Source organism: Pseudomonas sp. RL_15y_Pfl2_60 (assembly GCF_963970595.1).
Lineage (GTDB): Bacteria > Pseudomonadota > Gammaproteobacteria > Pseudomonadales > Pseudomonadaceae > Aquipseudomonas.
This window is the reverse complement of the sequence record NZ_CAXAOE010000002.1, coordinates 406,359-421,516: the sequence shown is the minus strand read 5'-3', so window position 1 is coordinate 421,516 and position 15,158 is coordinate 406,359. Positions and strand designations below refer to the sequence as shown.

The 15,158-nt window shown below is 53.5% G+C and carries 15 protein-coding genes; 10 read left to right on the top strand and 5 right to left on the bottom strand.

The features are described 5' to 3' along the window. Positions 1–180: 180 nt before the first annotated feature. From AACY26_RS07120 to AACY26_RS07085, 8 genes are all read left to right on the top strand, one after another. Complete coding sequence (locus tag AACY26_RS07120; RefSeq protein ID WP_339512417.1) at positions 181–2,574, top strand: flavin-containing monooxygenase; 2,394 nt, start codon at positions 181–183, stop codon at positions 2,572–2,574. Further along, a complete protein-coding gene (locus AACY26_RS07115) occupies positions 2,571–3,335 on the top strand; it encodes an SDR family oxidoreductase (RefSeq protein ID WP_339512415.1) in 765 nt (254 codons plus the stop codon). Before AACY26_RS07120 ends, AACY26_RS07115 begins: the two co-directional genes overlap by 4 nt. 346 nt (positions 3,336–3,681) lie before the next feature. Further along, positions 3,682–4,029, top strand: coding sequence for a ribonuclease E inhibitor RraB (locus tag AACY26_RS07110; protein WP_339512413.1), 348 nt, complete (start codon positions 3,682–3,684; stop codon positions 4,027–4,029). 124 nt (positions 4,030–4,153) lie between these two features. Further along, a complete protein-coding gene (locus tag AACY26_RS07105; protein ID WP_339512411.1) occupies positions 4,154–4,888 on the top strand; it encodes a type 1 glutamine amidotransferase in 735 nt (244 codons plus the stop codon). A gap of 220 nt (positions 4,889–5,108) precedes the next feature. Further along, entirely contained in the window at positions 5,109–6,518 is a 1,410-nt protein-coding gene (locus AACY26_RS07100; protein WP_339512409.1) for a circularly permuted type 2 ATP-grasp protein, read from the top strand. Between the two features lie 2 nt (positions 6,519–6,520). Further along, on the top strand, positions 6,521–7,471 hold the full coding sequence (locus AACY26_RS07095; RefSeq protein WP_339512407.1) for an alpha-E domain-containing protein: 951 nt from the start codon (positions 6,521–6,523) through the stop codon (positions 7,469–7,471). Beyond that, positions 7,468–8,265 (top strand): transglutaminase family protein, encoded by a 798-nt coding sequence (locus AACY26_RS07090; RefSeq protein ID WP_339512405.1) that lies wholly within the window; start codon positions 7,468–7,470, stop codon positions 8,263–8,265. Before AACY26_RS07095 ends, AACY26_RS07090 begins: the two co-directional genes overlap by 4 nt. A 77-nt stretch (positions 8,266–8,342) precedes the next feature. Further along, positions 8,343–9,077 carry a proteasome-type protease gene (locus tag AACY26_RS07085; protein WP_339512403.1) on the top strand — a complete coding sequence of 245 codons (735 nt, stop codon included), beginning with the start codon at positions 8,343–8,345 and terminating at the stop codon, positions 9,075–9,077. 15 nt (positions 9,078–9,092) lie between these two features. Here AACY26_RS07085 and AACY26_RS07080 read toward each other — a convergent pair whose 3' ends face one another. From AACY26_RS07080 to AACY26_RS07070, 3 genes are all read right to left on the bottom strand, one after another. Continuing rightward, positions 9,093–9,905 carry a c-type cytochrome gene (locus AACY26_RS07080; RefSeq protein ID WP_445261285.1) on the bottom strand — a complete coding sequence of 271 codons (813 nt, stop codon included), beginning with the start codon at positions 9,903–9,905 and terminating at the stop codon, positions 9,093–9,095. Continuing rightward, positions 9,902–10,261 carry a rhodanese-like domain-containing protein gene (locus tag AACY26_RS07075; protein ID WP_339512401.1) on the bottom strand — a complete coding sequence of 120 codons (360 nt, stop codon included), beginning with the start codon at positions 10,259–10,261 and terminating at the stop codon, positions 9,902–9,904. The genes AACY26_RS07080 and AACY26_RS07075 overlap by 4 nt, the downstream gene beginning before the upstream one ends. A 476-nt stretch (positions 10,262–10,737) precedes the next feature. After that, positions 10,738–10,920 (bottom strand): hypothetical protein, encoded by a 183-nt coding sequence (locus tag AACY26_RS07070; protein WP_339512399.1) that lies wholly within the window; start codon positions 10,918–10,920, stop codon positions 10,738–10,740. A gap of 98 nt (positions 10,921–11,018) precedes the next feature. Here AACY26_RS07070 and AACY26_RS07065 point away from each other — a divergent pair, with 98 nt between their 5' ends. Next, a complete protein-coding gene (locus AACY26_RS07065; RefSeq protein ID WP_339512397.1) occupies positions 11,019–12,224 on the top strand; it encodes an acetyl-CoA C-acetyltransferase in 1,206 nt (401 codons plus the stop codon). Positions 12,225–12,298: 74 nt separating this feature from the next. Next, positions 12,299–14,443: a 3-hydroxyacyl-CoA dehydrogenase NAD-binding domain-containing protein gene (locus tag AACY26_RS07060; protein WP_339512394.1), complete on the top strand. Its 2,145-nt coding sequence runs from the start codon at positions 12,299–12,301 to the stop codon at positions 14,441–14,443. Between the two features lie 70 nt (positions 14,444–14,513). On the opposite strand, the gene AACY26_RS07055 is transcribed toward AACY26_RS07060, so the two are convergent. Both AACY26_RS07055 and ptrC read right to left on the bottom strand, forming a co-directional pair. Beyond that, entirely contained in the window at positions 14,514–14,753 is a 240-nt protein-coding gene (locus AACY26_RS07055) for a hypothetical protein (RefSeq protein WP_339512392.1), read from the bottom strand. Between the two features lie 188 nt (positions 14,754–14,941). Next, positions 14,942–15,136 carry a type III secretion system co-regulatory protein PtrC gene (gene ptrC, locus AACY26_RS07050; RefSeq protein ID WP_339512390.1) on the bottom strand — a complete coding sequence of 65 codons (195 nt, stop codon included), beginning with the start codon at positions 15,134–15,136 and terminating at the stop codon, positions 14,942–14,944. Positions 15,137–15,158: the final 22 nt, after the last annotated feature.

Below are 15,158 nucleotides of genomic sequence, written 5' to 3'. Positions count from 1 at the left end.
TCAGCGACCCGGCTGTAAGAATAGTTGTAGGAATTTACAGCTCGCCAGCACGGCATATCGGTCATTTTGCAGGACATATTTTATTTGCGCGCACACTCCATGGCCTGGCTATGCCATAAACACAGAGGCGGGAGATAAACCGCATTTCGCGAGATATGTCAGCACTCTGGGCCTCTAAAAATGAATAAAAACCCCGAAACTTGTACAGACGTACGCGTATTAATAATCGGTAGTGGTTTTGCCGGCCTTGGACTCGCCATACAGCTGCAAAAAGCGGGCATAGACAAGTTCTTGGTTCTGGAGAAAGCCGATGACGTGGGCGGTACCTGGCGTGACAACAGTTATCCAGGGGCCGCCTGCGACGTGCCTTCGCACCTCTACTCATATTCGTTCGAACCCAAGTTGGATTGGACCCGTAAATTTGCTCCGCAACCCGAAATCCACAGCTATATTCGCCATTGCGCAGACAAGTATCAGTTGCGGCGAAATATCCGTTTCAACAGCGAGGTCGCTAGCGCCGTTTATGAGGAACAAAACTCAGGATGGCGAGTTAGCCTGGCCAGTGGCGAGCAATTTTTTGCACAAATACTGGTCAGTGCCTGCGGTCAGTTGAATCAGCCGGCGTACCCTTCGATACCGGGGTGTGACAGCTTTACAGGCGAGGCATTTCACTCAGCTCGCTGGCGTCACGATATTGATTTGACGGGCAAGCGCGTCGCGGTTGTGGGCACCGGGGCTTCGGCCATTCAGTTTGTGCCACAGATCCAACCAAAAGTGGCTCAGTTGACACTGTTTCAGCGCTCAGCGGCCTATGTAATCAGCAAGCCTGATCGCGCCTACCGGCCTTGGGAGTTGGCGGTGATGTGCCGTTTCAGCTGGCTGCAGAAAATTGATCGCAGCCTTAAATATATTCAGCATGAAGCGCGCGCGTTGGCATTTGTGTCATATCCGGCTCTGCTCAAGACCATGCGGTTTCGCTTTGAACATGCACTCGCCCGTAGCATCACCAACCAGCAGTTGCGTAACCAGCTGGAGCCTGATTACCCCATGGGCTGCAAGCGCATTCTGATCAGTAATGATTACTACCCGGCACTCAACCAAACCAATGTCGAGGTTGTCACTCAGGGAATCAAGGAAATCGCTGGCGATAGGGTTATTAGCGAAGACGGTGTGGCGTATCCCTGTGATGTGCTGATTTACGGCACAGGCTTTACGGCAACTGATTTTTTGGCACCAATGAAAATCACCGGGCTTGATGGCCTGGATCTGAATCAGGCATGGGCAGAGGGGGCCGAAGCCTATAAAGGTATTAGCGTCAGCGGTTTTCCCAACCTGTTTCTGCTGTATGGACCCAATACCAACCTAGGGCATAACTCGATCATTTATATGCTCGAAAGCCAGTTTCGCTATGTGCTCGGTTGTATTGCAGCCCTGGACCGCTTCAACTTGACGGCGCTGGATGTAAAGTCGTTTGTGCAGCGTCGATTCAATAGCAAGGTGCAAAGCGCTATCCACCGTACAGTGTGGGATCAGGGGTGCACCAGTTGGTATCAAACTGCCTCTGGCAAGAACACCAATAACTGGCCGGGTTACACCTTCAGTTATCGGTTCATCACGCGGGCTCCGGACTTGCAAGATTATCGAGTCAGCCCAGTGCGTTTCATTCCTCCAAGCGATGCCCAGCCTGTGTTGCGTTCGGTCTTGCGCGGCGTGTTGCGACTGTTGTTTCGTGGCATCGTCAGGCCGCCTGTGCCTGTTGCACTGCAACGCGGGCTGGTGACAGCGCTGACGCTGCCGCACCTGGTCGAAACCGATGGTAGCCGCACCAAAGGCAAGATCGCTGGCCGGCCATGCGAGTGGTACAAGCCAAGCGAGGAAAGTGACTGCATCATTCTATATTTGCACGGTGGTGCGTACCTCATCGGTGGCGCCCATACACATCGGGCTATCTGCAAAACACTAATGAGCCGCGCACAGGTTCAACTCTGCGCGTTGAATTACCGGCTAGCGCCTGAGCACCCGTTTCCGGCTGCCCGTGATGATGCTGTCGCCGCATACCAGGCCTTGCTCGACCAGGGGTTTGCGCCCAGTAAAATCATTATTGCCGGCGACTCAGCAGGCGGTAATCTGGCCTTGGTGACCGCTTTGCATCTGCGCGATTCGGGGCTGGCGCTGCCAGGAGCCTTGGTTTGCTTGTCGCCACTGACGGATTTCAGCCTTGCCCAGTTGCACAAGCCTGAAGGGGGCGATCCGATGCTCAACCAGGCATGGCTGGAACAATCCAGACGTGATTTTTTGCCCAGCCAGATAGACCGGCAGGACCCGGCTGTCTCTCCAGTCTTTGCTGATTTAAGCGGCTTGCCACCGATCTTGATCCAGGTCGCGGAGCAAGAGCTGTTACTCAATGACAGCTTACGTTTTGAACAACAGGCAAAGCAGGCTGGCGTGGATGTAAGGCTAGAGTTTTATCCCGGCGTCTGGCATGTATTTCAAGCCCATGCCGGTTTACTCAAAGTATCCGACTATGCACTTGCGCAGGTCGTCAGTTTCATACGTGAACAGGGACTTACATGAACAATAATATTCTGATCACTGGCGCAGCTTCTGGCATTGGCGCGGCCACAGCGCGGTTGTTCCATGCGCGCGGATGGCAGGTAGGCTTGTTGGACATCAATACTGAGGCGCTGGCTGACTTGTCTGCCGAGCTCGGTGGTTGCTGGTATCGTCAACTGGATGTCACCGATATTGCTGAGGTCACGGCCTCGCTGGCTGAGTTCTGCGCAAGAAATGATGGCAAGCTCCAGTTGTTGTTCAACTGCGCTGGCATTTTGCGATTTGGCTATTTCGAAGAAATCGAACATGCCGAGCATGTACGCATCATGCAGATTAACGTATTGGGGGTTTGCAATATGACCCATGCCGCATTCCCTTACCTCAAGGCCACGGGCAATGCGCAAGTGATCAACATGGGGTCTGCATCCGGGCTTTATGGTGTGCCAGAAATGGCAACCTATTCGGCTTCAAAATTCGCCATTCGTGGTTTGACCGAGGCCCTGGAGCTCGAGTGGGCTCGTCACGGGATCAAGGTAGCAGACCTGATGCCACCATTTGTGAATACCCCAATGGTAAGCAGTCAGCAGCATGTACCAGCAAGTTTGTTGCGCCTGGGCGTCAACCTGCAGGCCAGCGAAATAGCCGATGCGGTTTGGCAACAGGTCGACAGCCATGCAGTACACCGGCCAATCAGCCTGCAATTCAAGCTGATGTACTGGGCAGGCCAGATTTCACCAGCGTGGATCACGCGTCTGACTATGCGCTGGTTGAGCCGTCGGTAGGGCGCCTGCATGTTCAGTCCGAGCGTCCAGCAGTGAGCCCGGGCTGCAAAGGAAATGTCACAAGCTATAAGCAAAGCATGCACAAATTTTTTTACAGCGCTATTCTGCATACAGACGCGTGCGGGTAAACATCATGAGTGGCGTGTAACAAAAGGAGGATTATCACACTCAATAATGCAGCGTCTTCAGGCTTGGACTCAGACCAAGCCTATGACACATCAGTCAGGACCTAGTTTGCACTTTGTTGATACTCGGGCGACACGCTATTTGGTGTCGCGACACCGCTTAAGTCCAAGCGGTTGCAATGGAAGAGCAGCATCCAACCATCGCCTGAGGAGTTCGTATCATGAGCATAGTCATGCAAGATGATGTCAGCAGCAATGTCCTAAAGCGCATGAAAGAAGGTGGTTTTGATTTCGCGCGCTTTCATCCCATCGAGTTCTACGCCATTTTTCCCGACGAGGAACGGGCTCGCATGGCGGCTACAAACTTTCGTGGTGAATCGCTCAATGCCCAAGTCACACCCCGTGAAGATGGTGCCTGGCATTTACAGGTCAGCAAGGTAATGTTTGCGACCTATTACGGCATTGGTGATTTTGAGCAGGATTTGGGTTCCGTGGTTCATCCGCTGGGTGGAAAGCTTGAGGGTTGGGGCGTAACCCAAGAGCGCAAGGATCTGTTACCGGTCGATTGAGGCCGGTTGAGGTATATACACGCCAGCCAACCACGGTTGGCTGGCGTGTAGATTGACCATCATTTATATGAAACATATCGACCTCCGACTGGCTTATGCGCGAGACTGGCGCAACGGAGGCTGTATGACAGACATTCTGATTATTACCCATATTGACTACTGCACGCCGGGCCATCTGGCAAAGGTGCTTGATGACGCGCAGTTGCCATTCACCGAATTGCGAGCAGACTTAAATCAGCTTGAAGGCTACGATCTGGATCGGCCAAAGGCCGTGGCGATTATGGGCGGGCCCATGAGCGTTAATGACCCTTTGCCTTGGCTGCAGGTTGAAATCAACGCGCTGAAGCACTTTATCAGTCGTGATATTCCGCTGCTTGGCCACTGTCTGGGCGGTCAGTTGCTGGCTAAGGCATTAGGTGCACAGGTCAGCAAGATGGCTTATACCGAAAGTGGCTGGCAAGCGATGGACATTGTTGCGGGTGCTGAGCAAAGTCCTTGGCTGGCACACCTTGCGGACGACTTTGATATTTTTCAGTGGCATGGCGATACCTTTGCCTTGCCGGAAGGTGCTCAGCCGCTATTGCGTAATCGCTGGTGCGCTAATCAGGCGTTTTCCTGGGGCGATAAGATTCTTGCATTGCAGGGCCACCCAGAAATGACCGCAGAATTAGTCCGTCAATGGTTGCATGACTGGTCCCATTTACTCGATGCCAGCCAGCCGAGCCAGCAGTCGTTTGAATTCATGCTGGATAGGCTTGATGATAAGGTTGAGGCATTGAACAAAGTGGCCGAGGGCTTCTATCGCCACTGGTTGAGTCAGGCGCCTGAAGTGGGCGTTCGGCCCAATGGTTTGAATTAAATGCTCTAAAGCTGTCTATATTTAAACCTAGCAGGGGAGAGATACACATAATTTAAAGATGCTTCGCCTTGGCGCAGGATATGCCAGGGCACTTAATGCGTTGCACTGTTTCGGTGCCTGATATTTTCGGTTGTTAATTAACTATTTGATTTATAACAAAAATATCATGTGGCTCGGGCTTTGCAACGTGATGGGACGTATGGGTGACAAGGAGTTAGGCATGACCCACACCTTTTATGATGAGATGTACTTGGCCAATGGTGAGTGTCGTTCTCATTACCGGGAATTTACCCGTTGGCTGGCAGATACCCCCAGTGATCTGCTGGCGCAGCGCCGGCGCGAAGCAGATCTATTGTTTCACCGCGCAGGTATTACCTTCACGCTCTATGGTGACGATCAAGGCACCGAGCGACTGATTCCATTCGACATTATTCCCCGTAGTATTCCGGCCAGTGAATGGCGCATTGTCGAGCGTGGATGCATCCAGCGGGTGCAAGCGCTCAACCTGTTCCTGACCGATATTTATCACGACCAGCGCATTCTCAAGGCAGGCATCATCCCGCCTGAGCAAGTGCTTGCCAACGAAGGTTATCAGTTGGCGATGCAAGGTCTCGATCTGCACCGCAACATCTACTCGCATATCTCAGGTGTTGACCTGGTGCGCGACGGCGATGGCAGCTATTACGTGCTTGAAGACAACCTACGCACGCCAAGCGGTGTGAGCTATATGCTCGAAGACCGGAAGATGATGATGCGCCTGTTCCCTGAGCTATTTGCAGCCCAGCGTGTCGCGCCCATCAATCATTATCCGAATATGCTGCTCGATACGCTGAAGTCATCCAGCCCGATGGAAAATCCAACGGTGGTGGTGCTGACGCCTGGCCGCTTCAACAGCGCCTACTTCGAACATGCGTTTCTCGCCCGTGAGATGGGGGTCGAGCTGGTCGAAGGCGCCGATTTGTTCGTGCGCGATGACAAGGTTTACATGCGTACCACTGCTGGTGCGAAGCCCGTGGACGTGATTTATCGTCGTCTTGACGATGCGTTCCTTGATCCGCTGGCTTTCAATCCCGATTCCATGCTGGGCGTGCCGGGGCTGTTGGCAAGCTATCGCTCGGGTAATGTAGTGCTGGCCAATGCGGTGGGGACTGGGGTCGCGGACGATAAATCGATCTATCCATACGTTGATGAAATGATCCGCTTCTACCTGGCAGAAGAGCCGATCCTGAAGAACGTGCCGACCTGGCAGTGTCGCAAGCCCAAGGACTTGTCACATGTGCTGGCCAACCTGCCTGACTTGGTCGTGAAAGAGACGCAAGGCTCGGGTGGCTACGGCATGCTGGTTGGCCCTGCTTCAACCAAGGCTCAGATCGAGGACTTCCGCGCACGCTTGATTGCCCGCCCAGAGGCCTATATCGCCCAGCCAACCTTGTCCTTGTCGACCTGTCCGACCTTTGTTGAGAATGGCATTGCGCCGCGACATATCGACTTGCGCCCCTTTGTCTTATCAGGGCGGGAAACCCGTCTTGTACCCGGAGGATTAACCCGTGTTGCCCTGCGTGAGGGGTCGCTGGTGGTCAACTCTTCACAAGGTGGCGGAACCAAAGACACATGGATAGTGGGGGACTAATTATGCTCAGTACCACAGCCTCCAACCTGTACTGGATGTCGCGATACCTGGAACGTGCAGAGAATCTTGCGCGTATGCTTGAGGTCAGTTATTCGCTGTCCTTGATGCCGCAGGATGATCACGGTCATGGCCTCGATGAGTTAGCCATGCCGTTGATCATCACCGGTACGCTGGATGAGTATCTGGAACAGCACGGAGAAATGCACGCCGAGCGCATGCTCAATTTTTTCGGACTCGACGCCAATAATCCAGCCAGCATCTATTGCTGCCTGCAAGCTGCCCGGGTCAACGCCCATGCTGTGCGTGGCCGTATCACCGCTGACATGTGGGAAAACATCAACGCCAGCTGGCTGGAGATCCGCGACATTGCCCAACAGGGTATTGGTCGATATGGCATCAGTCATTTTTGCGAGTGGGTCAAGGAGCGCTCGCACCTGTTCCGCGGTGCCACATTCGGCACCATCATGCGCGGCGAGGCCTACCGGTTTATCCGCCTGGGCACATTTATCGAACGTGCGGATAACACCTTGCGCCTGCTAGATGCGCGCTATGAGTTGCTGGGTGAAGACATCGACGAAATCGAAGGGCGTTCGGCACGTAGTTATTACCAATGGACCGCCTTGCTGCGCGCACTGTCTTCATTCGAGGCGTTTGCCGAAATTTATCGTGGATCACCGGGGGCGCGCAAAGTATCGGAATTGCTGCTGTTGCGCTCCGAGGTTCCACGTTCACTGCGTTCGTGCACAGAAGAGCTGTATTCGATGCTGGTTAGTTTGCCTGGCGACAACGGTCGTCCGGCGCAACGTCTGGCAGCAGAGCTTGAAGCGCGTTTGCGCTACACAACCATTGACGAAGTGTTGGATGAAGGCCTGCACGCTTGGCTGAATGATTTGATTCTGCTGATTCGTGAACTGGGCCAAGCCATCCATAGCTCTTACCTGGAGGTCGCATGAGACTGTCCATTAGCCACGACACCACTTATCAATACGATGAGCAAGTTCGCTCCAGCATCCAGTACCTGCGTATCACCCCACAGCAGAGTGAGAGGCAGCAAGTCATCAACTGGGAACTCAACTTGCCGCGCCCGGTACGTGCTCAGCGCGACCCCTACGGCAATATCCTGCATGTGCTGACGGTTGACGTGCCCCATGACAATATCGTCATTGGTGCCCATGGCCAGGTTGATATCGATCAAAGCTGTGAGTTCGAGCATGAATCGCAATCGGCTCTGCCGTTTTTACGGGTGACGCGTTTAACCGAGCCTAACCAAGCCTTGCGTGAGTTTGCCAACATTCAATGCAAGACACGACGCGACCGCACTGCAATGATTGATTTGATGCAGGCCTTGAACGCCCATATTCGCTATGAGAAGGGCGTCACCTCGACTGAAACCAGTGCAGCAGATGCGTTCGCCGCCGGTCGTGGTGTCTGTCAGGATCACACCCATGCATTCTTGGCGTGCGCCCGCAGTCTTGGTGTTCCTTCACGTTATGTCTCTGGCTATTTGTACACCGATGACAGCGATCACCTCGCCAGTCACGCATGGGCGGAAGCCTGGCTGGACGGTGCCTGGTACAGCTTTGATATCACCAATAACCTGACCCTGCCCGAACGCCACCTCAAGCTTGCGGTTGGCCTTGATTACCTTGATGCCTGCCCGGTACGTGGCATGCGTCGTGGTGGCGGAGGCGAGCAAATGCATGCTCATGTTGATGTTTCCTCACTGTTTATGGTGCAGGCGCAGTAGCAGGCTCTTGTTTAACCGCAATACATCGCACAGGCCCAGCAATTGCTGGGCCCTGTCATTCTACGAAAGGATTTCTCATGACTTATTGCGTCGGCATTAGCCTGGAACAAGGCTTGGTGTTTGTATCGGACTCGCGCACCAATGCCGGGGTAGACCACATCGCCACATTTCGTAAGTTGCATGTGTTTGGTGTGCCGGGCGAGCGAATCATTGTATTGCAAACCGCCGGCAACCTGGCCACCTCGCAATCGGTCATCAGCCTGTTGCAGCAGCGTTTGAATGGCGAGAGCGCTAACCTCAACAACGTTGCCAATCTTTACCAAGCAACCACGCTCGTGAGTGAAACCATGCGTGAAGTTTTGGCGCGTGATGGTAACGGCGTGATGATGCAAGGCGTCGATCTGAGCTGTTCGTTTATTGTCGGCGGGCAGGTGAACGGTGAGGCGACGGGACTGTTTAATATTTATCCGCAAGGTAACTTCATCGCTGCAACCGAAGACACGCCTTACTTCCAGATTGGTGAAAGCAAATACGGCAAACCGGTTCTCGATCGCTCGCTGGATAATAGCTCAAGCCTGCAGCATGCCTTGCTTACGGCCTTGATTTCATTTGACTCGACGATTCGCAGCAATCTTTCTGTTGGCATGCCGTTGGATGTGCTGGTGTATAACGCCAACACCCTGCAAGTGCCAACTGGATTTCGCGTCACCCAAGATGACGCCTATTACCAAGGTATTCGCAAGCAGTGGGGCGAGGCTTTGCAGCAGACCTTGCTGGAGCTGCCGCCAGCACCTGAGCAATACCTGTGCTAGCGGGGGGGGGCAGATCTACTGGATTTTGCGGCTGGCCATATGGCTTAGATACGCCAACAATTGGTTGAGCTCAGCGTTGCTAATGCTGGCTTCACTGAAACCGGGCATCTTGCCTTGGGGCCAATGCCGCATACTTTGCGGGTCACGGATATAGCGGCTGAGAAAACCAGGTCTGAAGTATTCAGTTGGGTTATGTGGCAGGTTCAAGTCCGGGCCAAACTGAGAGTCGCCAGCCTTGTTCAAGCGATGGCAAGCCATGCAGTTTTTCTGGTATTGAGCAAAGCCAAGCTGTACATCTTCATTGGCATTCGTCGCTGGCAAGAGGTTCGGGAACCGTTCGGCAACCGGTGGCAACAAGCGTAACTTGGCAACTTGGTAAGGCCATTGTTCTGAACCTATATTGCCCGCTTCAGGGTTTTCCCAAACCAGGTAAAACGGGCCTGCACTGTAGCCTTTGCTGCCCAGTGCCGGCCATGGCTTGGTTGGCTCCTCTATCGCCAGCCAGGCTCTAGCCCCTTGTGTGTTGAGCAAGGGTGCGGCGGGCAATTCAGCTGCAAATCCATCGGTAGCAATCGCTTGGATATGCTCGTCAGGCGTTACGGAATTGAGCAGAACCGCCAGCGGCACGGCCTTGTAATGCATGCTGCGTTTATAGCTCACATCCTCAGCAATACTGATGTCGCGTGTTTGCGGCAGTGCAAGCAGTTCAGCGGTCGACCAGGTTTTACCTCGGTCGCCCAATTCAATGCTCAACTCGGCAGCTTGAGTGGTTGCAATGCTTAAACAGAAGGAGAGTAGCGTTGCGCAGGGAAGAACGTATCCTTTCAATCGCTCGCCTCAAGTACCGATTGCAGTTCTTCATAGCCGCCAGCATTGATGACATTGCTATAACCCAACTTGATCAGCTCGTCTTGGGCAATACCCGAGCGACGACCACTCTTGCAAAACAATACGATTGGCGCCGTTTTGTCGGGTTGCAATTGGCTGATCTTGTCAGCGATTTGCTGGTATTCGACATGCTGGGCACCCTGCAAGGTACCGGCTGTAAATTCCTCGTCGGTACGCACATCAATTAACAGCGCGTCCTGCGTCTGAATGGCATCTACAGCGGCTAGTTGATCGACATCGGCGGCGTAAATAGTGGCGCTTAAACATATGGCGAGCAAAGCGATTAACGTGCGCATGATCGTCTCCTTTGATCATTGCTGGTCGGCTAAACATACCAGCAAACCGGCGTGGATTGTCGATGTTTTATAGCGCAATACACAGGCACGCGGAACCTGCGATAGGGTCGGCAGGCCGGTACCAAATACAGGCAGGTTTATATGAGTGAGCGTTACCTGATTATATGCGTCAGGTTCGGGATGATCAGCACGACTGTAATGACAAATACAATCAGACTGGCTTGGCGGATTTTTGGCTGATTACGCATGGCAATTGCCTTTTATTGTTGGAGCAGCAAGCGAATACTTGGGCACGCACGTTAACTCTTCAACTGAAGAAACTTCGCGCCTAAATTTTTACGGATACGGCAGCTATTGCGGTTGGTTAAGCCAGATTGTTATCAGCAGGCAATGGCCTGAATAAATTGAGTGTAGAAATCTAACTTTAGGCATCCTAGATAAAAAATCTAGAAGAGTTGGTTGTTAACACTGATGCTTTAGTAACTCATTGTTATGTCTATTGCTTGCAGACCTAAAGCAACCCTTGTACCAGAGGCATCCATTGCTTTTTTATAACAAAATGCCATCACTGAACCGTTTGTCTGAGAATTAGTGCCGGTTGCGTTGATCGGGCTGTTCACTTGATCAGAGCGGTCAATGGTGCTGAGCACATTGGTCATTGAGGCTATCACTCCACGGCGTATGGTACGCCTTAGTAAATCAAGCACGTTGCCGACTGGCGCTGTGATCCACCTTCCACAGGAGGTTTGAGGACGTTATGAGCGAAGCCTATATTTTTGATGCGGTACGCACGCCACGTGGCAAAGGCAAGAAGGACGGGGCGCTCTACAGCGTCAAGCCGGTAAACCTGATTGCAGGGTTGCTCAACGCTCTGCAAGTTCGCAACAACCTCGACACCAGCCATGTTGATGACATCGTTTTGGGCTGCGTCACGCCGGTCGGAGACCAAGGCGCCGACATAGCTAAAACCGCAGCCATGGTTGCCGACTGGGATGTCAGTGTCTCGGGCGTGCAGCTCAATCGTTTTTGCGCCTCGGGCCTTGAAGCGGTCAACCTCGGCGCCATGAAAGTTCGTTCAGGTTTTGAGGACTTGGTGGTGGTGGGGGGCGTTGAATCGATGTCACGAATTCCCATGGGTTCAGATGGTGGCGCTTGGGTGATGGACCCTGAAACCAACATGCATACTCACTTCACCCCGCAAGGCATTGGTGCTGACTTGATTGCCACGCTTGAAGGTTTCAGCCGTGCAGATGTCGATGCTTACGCCTTGCGTTCGCAACAGAAAGCGGCGCGCGCCAAGGCTGATGGTTCGTTCGATAAATCGCTAATCCCTGTGGTTGATCAAAACGGCATAGTGCTGCTTGATCACGATGAATTCGTTCGTGGCGACTCCACTCAGGACGGCTTGGCCAAACTCAAGCCCAGCTTTGAAATGATGGGGCAGATGGGGTTCGACAGCACGGCACTTCGGGTCTACAGCCACGTCGAGCGTATCAATCATGTGCATACGCCGGGCAATAGCTCAGGCATTGTCGATGGGTCCGCATTGATGCTCATCGGCTCCGAGGCCAAGGGGCGCGAGCTTGGGCTCAAGCCCCGTGCGCGAATAGTCGCTACGGCTGTAACCGGCACTGATCCAACCATCATGCTTACCGGTCCTGCGCCCGCAACGCGCAAGGCACTGGCCAAGGCAGGCTTGAATATCGCTGATATCGATCTGTTCGAGGTCAATGAAGCCTTCGCTTCGGTGGTCATGAAGTTTATGAAGGACATGGGCGTCAGCGAAGACAAGGTCAATGTCAATGGCGGCTCGATCGCCATGGGCCATCCGCTGGGAGCAACCGGCTGTGCAATTCTCGGCACCTTGCTCGATGAGTTGGAAAAACGCGAACTGCGCTACGGCCTTGCCACTTTGTGTGTCGGCGGCGGCATGGGTATCGCCACCATCATCGAACGAATTTAACGAGCGATCAGCGTAACGGACAATAGCGTTGTCCTGCTGCGCTGAACCTCTGCCAAGTGTAGGGACAAACTAAAATGACAAATGCAATCCACTACCAGAAAGACCAGGACAATATCGTCGTCCTGACCATCGATATGCCGGGGCAAAGCGCCAATACCATGAATGCGGTCTACCGAGAGGCGATGGCGGCCACTGTTGATCGACTTGAAGCTGAGAAAGACGGTATCGCCGGAGTGATCATCACCTCAGCCAAGAAGACCTTTTTCGCCGGCGGCGACTTAAACGAGTTGGTCAAGGTCACCAAGGCCGATGCCAGTGATTTCTATCACATGGTGCTCGGCATCAAGGCGCAATTACGCCGCCTAGAGTTGCTCGGTAAACCCGTAGTGGCGGCTATTAATGGCGCTGCGTTAGGCGGCGGCTGGGAAATTTGCCTGGCGTGCCATCAGCGCATCGCTTTGGATAACAGCAGCGTGCAACTAGGTTTACCTGAAGTCACCCTTGGCCTGTTGCCCGGTGGCGGTGGTGTGGTGCGTATGGTGCGCTTGCTCGGTCTTGAGAAAGCGTTGCCGTATCTGGCTGAAGGCAAAAAAGTACGCCCGGATGCAGCGCTCAAGGCGGGTTTGATCCATCAGTTGGCGACGGATAAAGACGACATGATGGCCAAGGCGCGGGCCTGGATCAGTGATAATCCAAATGCCAAACAGCCTTGGGACACCGCTGGCTATAAAATTCCGGGTGGCACACCTGCAAGCCCTAACGTTGCACAGATGCTGGCAATTGCACCGTCGGTGTTGCGCGATAAAACCAAAGGCTGTTTCCCTGCACCCGAGAAAATCATGTGCGCAGCCGTCGAGGGCGCGCAGGTTGATTTCGACACGGCACAACTGATTGAAACCCGTTACTTCACCGAGTTGACCACCGGCCAAGTTGCGAAAAACATGATTGGCACCTTTTGGTTTCAACTCAACGAAATCAACGCCGGGGGTTCGCGGCCCAAAGGTTTCGAGCCAAGTATCACGCGTAAGGTCGGTGTGCTTGGCGCGGGCATGATGGGCGCTGGTATCGCCTATGTCTCAGCCGCGGCTGGCATTGAAGTGGTGCTCAAGGATGTATCGCTGGAGGCTGCCGAAAAGGGCAAGGCTTATTCAGCCACGCTGCTTGATAAGAAAGTTTCACGCGGCCACATGAGCGCTGAGAAACGTGATGCATTTTTAGCCTTGATCAAGCCGAGCGACAACGAAGCGGATTTTGCAGGTTGCGACCTGATTATCGAAGCGGTTTTCGAAGACCGCGAGCTTAAGGCCAAGGTCACTGCGGCCGCTGAACAACATGCACGCAGTGACGCGGTGATTGCTTCAAATACTTCAACCTTGCCCATCACAGGCCTGGCCAAGGCTGTCGCCAAGCCCGACAAGTTCATTGGGCTGCACTTTTTCAGCCCGGTCGACAAAATGCCGCTGGTGGAGATTATTCGCGGTGAGCACACCAGTGATGAAACCCTTGCCCGTGGCTTCGATTATGTAATGCAGATCAAAAAGACGCCTATCGTGGTGAATGACAGCCGTGGCTTCTTCACCTCGCGGGTGTTCGGTACTTTCACCAACGAAGGTATTGCCATGCTGGGCGAGGGCGTCAGCGCAGCGCTGATTGAAAATGAGGCTCGTAAAGCCGGGATGCCAGTGGGGCCGTTGGCGATCAGTGACGAAGTCTCGATGAGCTTGATGAATCACGTGCGTCAACAAAGCATCAAGGACCTCGCCGCAGAGGGTAAGCAACTGCCTGAGCACAAGGCTTTTACGGTTATCGATATGATGCTCAACGAATACAAACGCCCGGGCAAGGCTGCTGGTGGCGGATTTTATGAATATCCGCAAGGCGCAAAGAAACACCTGTGGCCTGAATTGAAAGCACGGTTCGAGCAACCATCTGCACAAATATCCCAGCAAGACGTGCGCGATCGCATCCTGTTTATTCAGGCAATCGAAACAGTGCGTTGCCTGGAGGAGGGCGTATTGACCTCGGTTGCAGATGCCAATGTCGGTTCCATTTTCGGCATAGGTTTCGCGGCCTGGACTGGCGGGGCGCTGCAATTCATCAACCAATACGGTGTGAAGGATTTCGTTGCTCGCGCTGAATACCTGGCTCAACAGTACGGTGAGCGCTTCAATCCGCCTGCGTTATTGCTGGACAAGGCGGCCAAGGGCGAAGCCTTTTAACAAGTCCTGTTCCTACTCAGGAAGCCGGCTGCCAGAGCCGGCTTTTTTATGCAGTGCGCAACCGTCTTGCCTAGACGAAATGTATCGGCTGGAACCGACTGGCAAATGCAAACGCAGCCCTGGTTGGTGGGTTGCCGGTTATAGGCTTCAAGTTTTGAGCAATTTGCAGGTTATGCGCAATTTTTGAGTTGCACTCGATAGTGCGTGCCAGAGCGCCCGCTGAGCCGTAGTTGAATCCCAGTAAAGACAGGCCATTGGTCATGATTGCCAGTGCCGCGATGATAAGCAGATTACGATTTTTCAGTTTCATGATGCACTGGCCTTGAATGAGGTGTTATGGGTCCTTGGTAATTAGTGGGGCGCTGCAAACGCTGATTTAGAGCAACACTAAAGCGTCACCGCTCAAAAGGAGTGGGTGTTCTTGGTCGGGCTGAAAACTTGGGGTGTTCGGCTTTCCCCAGCGCTGCAGTCATTATTCAGGGCTGGGGAAAGCTTTTATTAGCAGCCGTATTGCTGGCAAATCACTCGTTCAATTGCCTTGCGCTCACTGAGCTGGGTTGGCATTCGTAGAGTGGTCAATTTGCCATCAGCTAGCTGGATCGCCAGCTCGGACTCGTAGTGAATCCCGCGCTCATCAAGGGTGGCGTACGTTACTGCGTAGACATTTTGCTGAGTGATGAATTCGACAGTCATGGCCTGTTTCCTGGGCTGCTGA